At 36.4% G+C, this 10236-nt stretch carries 11 protein-coding genes and 1 pseudogene; 7 read left to right on the top strand and 5 right to left on the bottom strand.

The window, feature by feature from the left end; translation table 11 throughout:
* Positions 1–195: 195 nt before the first annotated feature.
* Positions 196–445 (top strand): annotated as a pseudogene (locus tag QMF79_RS08685) (YfcZ/YiiS family protein).
* Between the two features lie 25 nt (positions 446–470).
* Here QMF79_RS08685 and hemB read toward each other — a convergent pair.
* The 4 genes from hemB to tatA form a co-directional block, all read right to left on the bottom strand.
* Positions 471–1490, bottom strand: coding sequence for a porphobilinogen synthase (gene hemB / locus QMF79_RS08680; RefSeq protein WP_281773526.1), 1020 nt, complete (start codon positions 1488–1490; stop codon positions 471–473).
* A 94-nt stretch (positions 1491–1584) separates the two neighbouring features.
* Entirely contained in the window at positions 1585–2337 is a 753-nt protein-coding gene (gene tatC / locus QMF79_RS08675; RefSeq protein WP_281773525.1) for a twin-arginine translocase subunit TatC, read from the bottom strand.
* Positions 2324–2941 (bottom strand): Sec-independent protein translocase protein TatB, encoded by a 618-nt coding sequence (gene tatB / locus QMF79_RS08670; RefSeq protein ID WP_281773524.1) that lies wholly within the window; start codon positions 2939–2941, stop codon positions 2324–2326. The genes tatC and tatB overlap by 14 nt, the downstream gene beginning before the upstream one ends.
* Positions 2942–2944: 3 nt before the next feature.
* Positions 2945–3169: a Sec-independent protein translocase subunit TatA gene (gene tatA, locus QMF79_RS08665; protein ID WP_111313430.1), complete on the bottom strand. Its 225-nt coding sequence runs from the start codon at positions 3167–3169 to the stop codon at positions 2945–2947.
* A 351-nt stretch (positions 3170–3520) separates the two neighbouring features.
* Here tatA and corA point away from each other — a divergent pair, with 351 nt between their 5' ends.
* Positions 3521–4474 (top strand): magnesium/cobalt transporter CorA, encoded by a 954-nt coding sequence (gene corA, locus QMF79_RS08660; protein ID WP_040217535.1) that lies wholly within the window; start codon positions 3521–3523, stop codon positions 4472–4474.
* Between the two features lie 116 nt (positions 4475–4590).
* On the opposite strand, the gene erpA is transcribed toward corA, so the two are convergent.
* The gene (erpA, locus tag QMF79_RS08655) at positions 4591–4932 is read right to left on the bottom strand and encodes an iron-sulfur cluster insertion protein ErpA (protein WP_281773523.1); all 342 of its coding nucleotides are present in this window, start codon (positions 4930–4932) and stop codon (positions 4591–4593) included.
* Between the two features lie 166 nt (positions 4933–5098).
* Here erpA and QMF79_RS08650 point away from each other — a divergent pair, with 166 nt between their 5' ends.
* Genes QMF79_RS08650 through QMF79_RS08630 form a run of 5 tightly spaced genes read left to right on the top strand, consistent with a single transcriptional unit; the run spans position 5099 to position 10230 of the window.
* On the top strand, positions 5099–6223 hold the full coding sequence (locus tag QMF79_RS08650) for an LPS O-antigen chain length determinant protein WzzB (protein ID WP_281773522.1): 1125 nt from the start codon (positions 5099–5101) through the stop codon (positions 6221–6223).
* 4 nt (positions 6224–6227) lie between these two features.
* On the top strand, positions 6228–7028 hold the full coding sequence (locus tag QMF79_RS08645; protein ID WP_111428076.1) for a DUF4422 domain-containing protein: 801 nt from the start codon (positions 6228–6230) through the stop codon (positions 7026–7028).
* Positions 7029–7042: 14 nt separating this feature from the next.
* Positions 7043–8110 carry a glycosyltransferase gene (locus tag QMF79_RS08640; RefSeq protein WP_281773521.1) on the top strand — a complete coding sequence of 356 codons (1068 nt, stop codon included), beginning with the start codon at positions 7043–7045 and terminating at the stop codon, positions 8108–8110.
* Between the two features lie 4 nt (positions 8111–8114).
* Positions 8115–9158, top strand: a complete 1044-nt coding sequence (locus tag QMF79_RS08635; protein ID WP_281773520.1) for a glycosyltransferase family 2 protein — start codon at positions 8115–8117, stop codon at positions 9156–9158.
* 22 nt (positions 9159–9180) lie between these two features.
* A complete protein-coding gene (locus QMF79_RS08630; protein ID WP_111428079.1) occupies positions 9181–10230 on the top strand; it encodes a sugar transferase in 1050 nt (349 codons plus the stop codon).
* Positions 10231–10236: the final 6 nt, after the last annotated feature.

Raw genomic sequence — 10236 nt, 5'->3', positions numbered from 1 at the left:
TCGAGCCTCGTTTCCCGCTCCATTTCTTACAATAGAAAATAAATGATAGCACCTTGAGGTGCTTTTTTTTATACCTAAAATTTGCCTATCTACATTATTGTTTATTTAAGCGTACCGTAATGGCATTTGTTTTTATTGATTGAGGAATTTAAAATGTCAAAAACGCTCCAATAAAAAGCAGACGAAGCCCGCAATATGTGTAAATTAAAAGGCGATTCAATGCTAGACAACGCCGATCGCCATTGCTTTTGAGGCTGTTTATGATAGCGAAGCACAAGCCCAACAAGCGGTCGAATATTTCATCCAGAAAGCAAAATCGGTGGAAACTGAACCTTGCCAAATTAAATCAGAAATCACACTGCTTGCAGATGGATTTTTAATGCAGATGTGGATTGAATTTAGCTGTCAAGCAGAAGTGGTGTTATTCCAAATGGCGGCGAGATAAAAAAGAGGGCATTTGCCCTCTGTTTTTATTTATGATTATCGCGATATAACCACTCTGCTACCTGTTTAGCAAAGTAGGTCAAAATCCCGTCTGCTCCAGCACGTTTAAAGCAGAGTAAGCCTTCCATAATGCATTCGCGTTCTTTTAACCAGCCGTTTTGAATTGCTGCCATATGCATTGCGTATTCGCCTGAAACTTGGTACGCAAAAGTTGGTACGCCGAAAGTTTCTTTCACACGCCACACCATATCCAAATAAGGCATCCCTGGTTTTACCATCACCGTATCTGCTCCTTCTTGAATGTCCATTGCCACTTCGTGCAAGCCTTCGTTGGCATTCGCTGGATCAACTTGGTAAGTAAATTTATTACCGCCTTTGAGGTTGCCCGCTGACCCTACAGCATCGCGGAACGGTCCGTAGTAGTTTGAGGCATATTTTGCGGAATACGCCATAATTTGGGTGTTGATAAAGCCGTTCGCCTCCAACGCTTCACGAATAGCACCGATGCGGCCGTCCATCATATCGCTTGGTGCAACCACATCAGCACCCGCTTCAGCGTGTGAAAGGGCTTGCTTAACGAGGATTTCGGTGGTGATGTCGTTTAACACATAGCCTTCTTCATCGATAATGCCGTCTTGCCCGTGAGTGGTAAATGGATCGAGTGCCACATCAGTCATCACGCCTAATTCTGGATATGCTGCTTTTAATGCACGCACCGCACGTTGTGCCAAGCCTTCAGGATTGTAAGCTTCTTCAGCCATTAATGATTTTTTCGCTTCGCCTACCACAGGGAAAAGTGCGATCATCGGCACGCCATATTTCACGAGTAAGCCCGCTTCAATTAAAAGTTGGTCGAGGGTTAAACGTTCTACGCCTGGCATTGAGGGCACAGCTTCACGATGATTTTCACCTTCAATGACGAAAACAGGGTAGATTAAATCGTTGGCGGTAAGTTGGCTTTCTGCCACTAAACGACGGCTGAAATCGTGTTTACGTAAGCGACGCATACGGCGTTGCGGGAATGCGGTGTTGAGGTATTGGGTCATTTTTTGTCCTTTTCTGATTTTTTCCTCCCTCCGCAAGTGCAGGGAGTGAAGAGATAGTTTGTCGTAAAAATTAACCCGCTTTCGCGGGCTAAGATTAAGCGTTTTCTTCGCTCGTGGTTTCTTCTTCTCGTGGTTTGTAGAATCTGGCACAAATCACGCCAACTTCAAACAACAAGCACATTGGCACAGCCAAGAGTGTTTGTGAGAAAATATCGGGTGGAGTAAGTAACATCCCGATGATGAAAGCTGCCACGATGATATATGGGCGTTTTTCACGCAAGTCTTCTGGGGTGGTAATGCCTGCCCAGCAGAGCAAAATAATCGCCACAGGGACTTCAAAACAGATACCAAATGCCAAGAAAATCGTGAGCACGAAGTCTAAGTAGCTACTGATGTCGGTTGCCATTTGCACTCCTTCAGGCGTGGTGCTGGTTAAGAAACCGAACACGATTGGGAACACAACATAGTAAGCAAACGCCACGCCACAGTAGAACAGCAAGGTGCTTGAAACTAACAGCGGGTAGATCAGGCGTTTTTCGTGCTTATATAATGCCGGGGCGACGAATGCCCAAATTTGATACAAAATATAAGGCACAGAAAGAAAAATCGCGGTGACAATCGTTAGTTTAATCGGGGTAAAAAATGGCGTTGCCACGTTGGTGGCGATCATCGTTGCCCCTGCTGGCAAATTGCTCGTGAGCGGTGTTGCCAACAGGGTATAGATGTCATTTGCCCAATACACTAACGCACAGAAAACAACTAATACGAAAATAACGCTACGTAATAAACGGTTGCGAAGTTCAATAAGGTGAGCGATAAGCGGTTGAGATTGATCAGCTTGTTGCATTTCCTTTCTCCTTGTTCGCTACATGCTCAGTTGCTTGTGGTGCAACATCGTCATCATCTGGCGGATAATAAATCGAGAGTTTTTCAGCAAGCAGGGCTTCGTCTAATTCTGCCTGTTCTGCGTCTTCTGCGGTTGTCACCGTTTTTTCTTCGCTTACAAGCGGTGAATTTTCTTCAGCGTTTTGCTCTTTTGCATTCTGTTGATCATTTTCGACCGCTTGTTCTGCCTCTTTAGGCTTGCTCTCGGCTTCAATTTTGGCTTGAATTTCCGCCACTTGTTCATCGGTTAATTTAGTGATTTCACCTTTGGTGGTATTCAAGTCTTGCTGCATTTGTTGAGCAGATTGTTTAAGTTCTTCAACGGTTTTGCTTAATTCTGGTGAAAGCGAACTTAAATTTAATTCCTCTGCTTTTTTAATGCTCTCTTTGAGTTCTTGTAGCTTAAGTTCTTGAGCCAGTTCGTTTTGCACGTTTGCCGCCAGACCACGAATGGTACGAACCCACCCCATGACGGTGCGGATTGCAATGGGCAAACGCTGCGGACCTAGCACCACTAAGCCCACAATTAAAACGAGTACTAACTCTGAAAAACCAATATCAAACACGGGTTATGCCTGCTCTTTTTCGGTTGTTTTTTGTTGTTCAGTGTTGCTTGATTTTGCTTCGACTTTATCGAACGCAGCATCTTGAGGTTTTTCCTCTGCCATCGCTTTTTTGAAGCCTTTTACTGATTCGCCTAAGTCTTGACCTAAGGTGCGTAATTTTTTCGTACCGAAAAGTAACACAATGATTGCGACCACGATCAGTAATTGCCAAATGCTAATTCCACCCATATTAAAATCCTCTTTTGTTAATAAAGTGTTGAAATGGTGAGTGCTCATTATACGCTGAAATCACAAAAAAGAAATCTACCCCAAAATGAATAAACGTGAAGTATGACGCTCCTCAAATTTTGTTGAATAAAACGCCATAAAACTTGACTATTTCGTACAAGATAGGTAGTATTCGCACTGCTATTTTTACTTGAGGATTACATTTTGGACAGTCATAGTCGATACTTTGCAGATTTTTCTTGATTACCTGCCTTGTCCAACCTCAGGTTGCCGACACGGTCGGTAACTTTCGTCTAGTATCTTTCCCCTTGTTCATTTTGTTCATCACCTCCTAACTCGGAGAAATGAAAAATGATTCGTGCTTTTGCATTAGACCACGCGCGTCTCGTCGGACTTGACGAAACCTCTCGCGACCAATTAAACGATGCGATTTGGATTGACTTAATCGACCCAAGCGATGATGAACGTAGCGTATTAAAACTCGGCTTAGACCAAACCCTTGCGGAAGAGCACGAGTTAGAAGACTTAGAAGCTTCTGCTCGCTTTTTCGAAGATGAAGACGGTTTACACCTTCACTCCTTCTTTTACTGCTTAGATGACGACGATTACGCTGATATTTCAACAGTCGCATTTACCATTCGCGATGGGCGTTTGTTCACGCTTCGCGAACGCGATTTGCCTGCATTCCGCTTATATCGTATGCGTTCGCGCCGAATGAAATTGCTTGATAGCAATGCTTATGAATTGCTGCTTGACCTGTTCGAAACCAAAATCGAACAGCTGGCGGATGTTATCGAAACGGTTTACGCTGATTTAGAAAATATGAGCCACGTGATTTTGGATGGCAAACAAGAAGGTGATAGCTTAAATGAAGCTCTTTCAGATCTTACTGAATTGGAAGATGTGAGTTCAAAAGTGCGTTTGTGCTTGATGGATACGCAACGTGCGTTGAGCTTTTTGTTGCGTAAAACACGCTTGCCAAACAACCAGCTCGAACAAGCACGTGATATTATGCGAGATATTGAATCACTCCAACCGCACAATGAATCGTTGTTCCAAAAAGTGAACTTCTTAATGCAGGCGGCAATGGGTTTCATCAATATTGAACAGAACCGTATTATGAAATTCTTCTCGGTAGTTTCTGTGATGTTCCTCCCTGCAACACTGGTGGCATCTACTTACGGAATGAACTTTGAGTTTATGCCAGAGCTTCATTTCAAATATGGTTATCCAATGGCGATTTGCTTGATGATTGTTGCTGCAGCTTCTCCATATTTGTATTTTAAACGGAAAGGATGGTTGTAAAAAATGCCTCTCTTTATTGGATAAAGAGAGGCATTTTTATCATATTCTGGGATAAATCTCGAATTATCTGAAGTTACCCCACTCAAGCGGTCAATTTTTACCAATAAAATGCAAATTTAAATGCTAAACGAAGAACCACAGCCACAGGTTGAACTTGCATTCGGATTCTGCACTACAAAACGTGAACCATCTAGCCCTTCGGTGTAATCGACTGTACCACCGATCAAATATTGTAAACTCATTGGATCCACCACTAAACCGACATTTTGGTTTTCAATGGTTAAATCTCCATCATTAACTTGATCATCAAAGGTAAAACCATATTGGAATCCGCTGCAGCCCCCACCTGTGATATACACACGTAAACGGAGATTGGGATTATCTTCCCCTTCAATTAAACTCTTCACCTTTTTTGCTGCAGCATCTGTAAAGATGAGAGGAATTTGGATATCGCTCATATTAGCCTTATAACAAAAACAAATAGTGGTGCATTATCCCCCAATCTGAGGGTTTGAGCAAGATCATAAAAAAGTGTAAATTTTAGTAAACTTTTCCATAAAGTATGGAAAGTTAGCTATAATAAGAAAACTTTATAAGTTGTTTTTTTTGTTTTAAGGTGGGTTTATGGCTGAGGTTTCTTCTCAAAGAAATGACGAGATTGATTTAATTGAACTTTTCCGCGTGTTGTGGAAGAAAAAAGTGTGGATCGTGCTTTCTGCGTTTGTGTGCACACTGATTGCAGGCATTTATGCGTTTACTGCAAAAGAACAATGGACATCAACGGCAGTTGTAGTTGCACCGCGTTCGACGGATTTAAGCACATTATTACCAGCTCGTGCAGAATATGCTCGTATTATTGGTGATGGTGATTTTTCAGCTGGGAAATTATCTGATTCTCTTTACGGACAATTCAAACATTTCTTACTTTCTAATGATTTAAAACGTCAGTTCTTAGAGCAATCTGAATGGGTAAAAAATTACACCAAAGAAATGACGGAAGAACAAAAAAGAAAATATATTGAAGAAACAGTTTCTAAATATCTTATTGTTCACGAAGTTGATCCTAAGAAAAAAGACTTAACCGAATTAGATAAAATTGGTTTAAAACTCACCTTCTCAGCAGAAACGCCAAAAGATACGCAATCTGTATTAACTGAGTATGTGAGTTTTGTGAACAAATATATCCTTAACCAAATAAACCAAGAGTTTAAACTAGGATTTAACCTTCGTTTAGATGCACTGAAATTTACTAAAGAACAAATTGAAGAGAATCTAACTGAAGCAAAAAAGGTTCAGGTTGAAAATTTAACAAATGCGTTAGATATTGCAAAAAAAGCAGGAATTAGAGATTTTTCAAGAGGAAATAATAATAATATTTCTGTGCCAGAATATATGTTAGGAGATGCTCGTTTAAATATCTCTGATTCTAAATTAGCAGACGGTACATATTTATTTATGCTTGGTGAAAAATACCTGCAAGCTCAATTAGATATTGCTAAAAATAACCCCGTTGTTTACCCAACAAATTATTATAGTACGGAGAGACAGTTGAGTAAGCTAACTAAATTAGCCCCTCAATTAGATTCGGTTGAAAATGTAAAAGCGTATTATTATTTAAGTTCGCCGGATTATCCTGTTAAACATGATTGGCCAAAACGCTTTTTATTATTAGCGATTGGATTTGGTTTAGGACTTTTAATTGGTAGCACTGTTATTTTAGGTAAAGCAATTATTTCAAATAAGAATTAAAAAAATGAAAGATATAAAAATAATTATAGCTACTCATAAAGAGTATTTTATCCCTTCAAATGATATGTATTTACCTGTTCATGTTGGTAAAGAAGGAAAGGCAGATATTGGTTATCAAGGTGATAACGAAGGAGAAAATATCTCTATCAAAAATCCTTACTTTTGTGAGCTGACCGGACTTTATTGGGCATGGAAAAACTTACCTAATGATTATCTTGGGCTTATTCACTATAGAAGGTTTTTTACTACAAAAGGGCGTTTTGAGAGAAAAAATCAACCGCTTGAAGATCTATATCTAACTCATAAGGAAGCTTCTGATTTGTTAGCTGATTATGATGTTATTGTGCCAAGTAAACGTAATTATTATATTGAAACGCTTTATTCTCACTATGCTAATACCTTACATGCAGAGCATTTAGATGTCACACGTGAGATTATTAGCGAAGAGTGCGGTGAATATTTAGAGAGTTTTGATAAAGTAATGAAACAACGTAGTGGGTATATGTTTAATATGTTCATTATGTCTAAAGAATTAACAAATAGCTATTGTAGCTGGTTATTCCCGATCTTATTTGAATTAGAGAAACATTTACCAGCAGATAAATATTCTGCATTCCATGCTCGTTTCTATGGGCGTGTAAGTGAGTTACTCTTTAATGTTTGGCTGATGCAATATAATAAGAAAACACCAATTAAGATAAAAGAACTCCCTTTTGTATATGGTGAGAAAATTAATTGGGGTAAAAAGATCTTAGCTTTTTTGCAAGCAAAATTTCTTGGTAAAAAGTACGAAGCAAGTTTTTAATTACTGGAAAAATAATGAAACGTATTCTTGTATATGGCATGACTGATAATTTAGGTGGTATGGAAGCCTATATTCATAATATCTATCAACATTTGGATAAAGAAAAAATTCAATTTGATTTTGTTTGTGACTTCCCAAGCATGACCTTTAGTGATTTTTATCTTAAGAATGGCTGTAAAATTCACTATATTCCACCTAAAAATGAAGGTTTATTTCGTAGCCTATGGGAAATGTATAGAGTAATTAAGAAAGGGAATTACGATACCGTTTATTTTAATATCATGAATGCAGGATACGTATTAAATATGCTTCCTGCATTCTTATTGGGAAAGAAAATTGTAGCTCATTCACATAATGCAGATACCACTAAAAAAAGATTACACTATTCATTAAGATGGTTGCTAAATAAACTAAGTGATATAAAATTGGCTTGCTCTGAAAAAGCAGGTATCTTTATGTATGGAGAGAATGAAAAATACCAAGTTATTAAGAATGGGATTGATCTTGATAAATATTCTTATTCTAAGGAAAAACACAACCATATTAAAAAGAATTTAGGATGGAATAAAGCCTCAGTCATTTTATATGTTGCAAGAATGAATCACCAAAAAAATCCTTTTTTTGCTTTAGAAATTATGCAGGCATTAAATAGAGATATGCCGAATGTTATGATGGCATATGTTGGTGATGGAGAACTAAAAAAAGATATTGAAAAATATATTTCTGATAGAAAAATTATAAATATATCTTTTATGGGTATTCGTGATAATGTAAATCAACTTATGATTGCATCAGATGTGCTTATATTACCCTCTTTATTTGAAGGATTACCTATTGTTGCAGTTGAAGCTCAGGCGGCTGGCTTACCAACATTATTGTCAGATAATGTGTCAAAAGAGGCAAAATTAATTTCTTCAACAGAATTCTTACCTATTGATAATGTAACTCGTTGGAGTAGTAGAATTATGTCTATTCTAAATAATAAAAATAATAAACGAGTAAGTGATACCATTGCTTTAAATAAGAACGGATATAATATTATTAGTGTTTCTCGCTCTATTCAGAGAATTTTATTAGGTTAGTACGATGAAAATCAGTCTTATTTTTGCTTGCTATAATATTTCTCAGTATTTAGATGAACTTTATCAACTCTTAATATCACAAACTTATAAAGATGTTGAGATAATTTTTGTTGAAGACTGTTCAATAGATGATACAAGAAATAAACTACTTACATTAGATGATCCAAGAGTAAAAGTTATTTTAAACGAAAAAAATATTGGTGCGGCCAACAGCAGAAATAGAGGTATTGAAGAAGCAACAGGAGATTATATTTGGTTCCCTGATCCAGATGATTTATTTGATTCTAAATTACTACCTAAAGTAGGTAGTGTCATACCCGAGTTTAATCCAGATGTGATTAGTATAGGGATGCAAGAAAGATATGAAATTGATAGCAATCTATCGTATACAAAAAATATTGTAAGTGAATTTGAAGGATTCATTACAACAAATTTCAATCCTGTATTAGTAAATTTAGAAGAAACTTTCTTATTTGGTTATACAAATAATAAATTTTATAAAAAAGAAATTATTGATAAATATCATATTAAAAATGAGCATCAGGCTTTAAAAGAAGATTTTGAATTTAACATCAAGGTATTTAGTGTGATTTCTAATTTTTATATCCTTAATGAGCCTTTATATTTTTATATGAAGCGGAATAATGGCAGTTTAACGGCTAAATTTGTCCCTGATTACTTTTCAATTCATATGAAAACGCTTTCTTCGTTTATTAAACTTTTACAAGTAAGAGAGGAACTTAATCAAAATGCAATAGAATTGGTAGTAAACCGATTTATTCGCTACACGCTCTCTGCGATTGAACGAAATACTTCACCTAATGCAAATTTAACATTAAAAGCACAAAAAGATTGGATTATTGGTTCTGTTTATAATCAAGAACAGTTTAAATTAATGGTAAATAATGCTTACCTTGTGGGCAAGAAACAGAAACCAATATATTTCTTATTGAAATATAAAATGAGTTCTTTACTTGTATTATTGGGTAATTTTGTCAAATTAGTAAAATCAAAACTACCCATTTTATTTACAAAGTTAAAAGGCTAGATAATATAAGGTTAATAATCAAATGAAAAAATATCAAATTGTTGAGTTAAGTACTGAACATAACCACGCAGGTAGTAAAGCTGTACAAGACGTATTTGATGTAGCGAAAAAATTAGGTTATGAAGCTGAAGTAATTAGAACAGCAACAAGCATAGACTCCTTATGGGGAAAAATTAGAAGACAAGCACTTTTTTTTATTGATTGGCTTAAGATCTATTTTTCTATTACGCCTAATTCATTAGTGCTTATCCAAACCCCTTATCACCATAAACAGCTTATTCGTAATTGGGTTCTTAGTAAGCTTAAAAGAGATAAAAAAGTAAAATTCATTTCTTTAGTTCACGATGTAGAAGAGCTGAGAAAGAGTTTATATAATAACTATTATAAGAATGAGTTTAATTTTATGTTATCTGTTGCTGATTCAATTATTGTACATAATGATACGATGAAAGCATTCTTTATAAAAAAAGGAATTCCAGAAAATAAACTAGTTAGCCTTAAAATTTTTGATTATTTAATGGATAAAGAAGCCACAAGTAAGAATGTTACATTTGAGTGGGCAATTTCAATTGCGGGAAATCTCGATGTTAATAAATCAGCTTATATTGCCCAACTTGGTAAGTTAGGTATTACTATTCATTTATATGGACCTAATTTTTCCCATTCATTAGAACAATATAAAGATATTCAATATCATGGTTCATTCCCCGCATCAGATATTCCAAACCAACTAAATTCAGGGTTTGGTTTAGTATGGGATGGAAATAGTATAGATACCTGTAGTGGTGACTTTGGTGAATATTTACAATACAACAATCCTCATAAACTCTCACTTTATTTAGCTTCAGGAATTCCTGTTGTAATTTGGGATAAGGCAGCAGAAGCAGATTTTGTAAGAAAGCATAATCTAGGCATTTGTGTTTCGTCTTTAAGTGAGTTGAAAGGTAAATTAGAGCAGATTTCTGAAAAAAATTACCAAGAGATGATAAAAAATGTTGCTAATATTTCAACATTACTCCGTCATGGTGAGCATACAAAAAATTCAATAAGAATATCTGAAAGTTTAATTTAAGGTTAC

Origin of the sequence: Pseudohaemophilus parahaemolyticus (genome assembly GCF_938021905.1) — a bacterium.
GTDB classification, from domain to species: domain Bacteria; phylum Pseudomonadota; class Gammaproteobacteria; order Enterobacterales; family Pasteurellaceae; genus Haemophilus_A; species Haemophilus_A parahaemolyticus_B.
This window is presented reverse-complemented; position numbering and strand designations above follow the sequence as displayed.

What these genes read in the sequence shown, in the direction of transcription:
- tatA (WP_111313430.1), bottom strand. Translation starts at nt 3,169, where the DNA reads ATGGGTGGAATTAGCATTTGGCAATTACTGATCGTGGTCGCAATCATT.
- QMF79_RS08640 (WP_281773521.1), top strand. Translation starts at nt 7,043, where the DNA reads ATGAAACGTATTCTTGTATATGGCATGACTGATAATTTAGGTGGTATG.
- erpA (WP_281773523.1), bottom strand. Translation starts at nt 4,932, where the DNA reads ATGAGCGATATCCAAATTCCTCTCATCTTTACAGATGCTGCAGCAAAA.
- hemB (WP_281773526.1), bottom strand. Translation starts at nt 1,490, where the DNA reads ATGACCCAATACCTCAACACCGCATTCCCGCAACGCCGTATGCGTCGC.
- QMF79_RS08645 (WP_111428076.1), top strand. Translation starts at nt 6,228, where the DNA reads ATGAAAGATATAAAAATAATTATAGCTACTCATAAAGAGTATTTTATC.
- tatC (WP_281773525.1), bottom strand. Translation starts at nt 2,337, where the DNA reads ATGCAACAAGCTGATCAATCTCAACCGCTTATCGCTCACCTTATTGAA.
- QMF79_RS08630 (WP_111428079.1), top strand. Translation starts at nt 9,181, where the DNA reads ATGAAAAAATATCAAATTGTTGAGTTAAGTACTGAACATAACCACGCA.
- QMF79_RS08635 (WP_281773520.1), top strand. Translation starts at nt 8,115, where the DNA reads ATGAAAATCAGTCTTATTTTTGCTTGCTATAATATTTCTCAGTATTTA.
- corA (WP_040217535.1), top strand. Translation starts at nt 3,521, where the DNA reads ATGATTCGTGCTTTTGCATTAGACCACGCGCGTCTCGTCGGACTTGAC.
- QMF79_RS08650 (WP_281773522.1), top strand. Translation starts at nt 5,099, where the DNA reads ATGGCTGAGGTTTCTTCTCAAAGAAATGACGAGATTGATTTAATTGAA.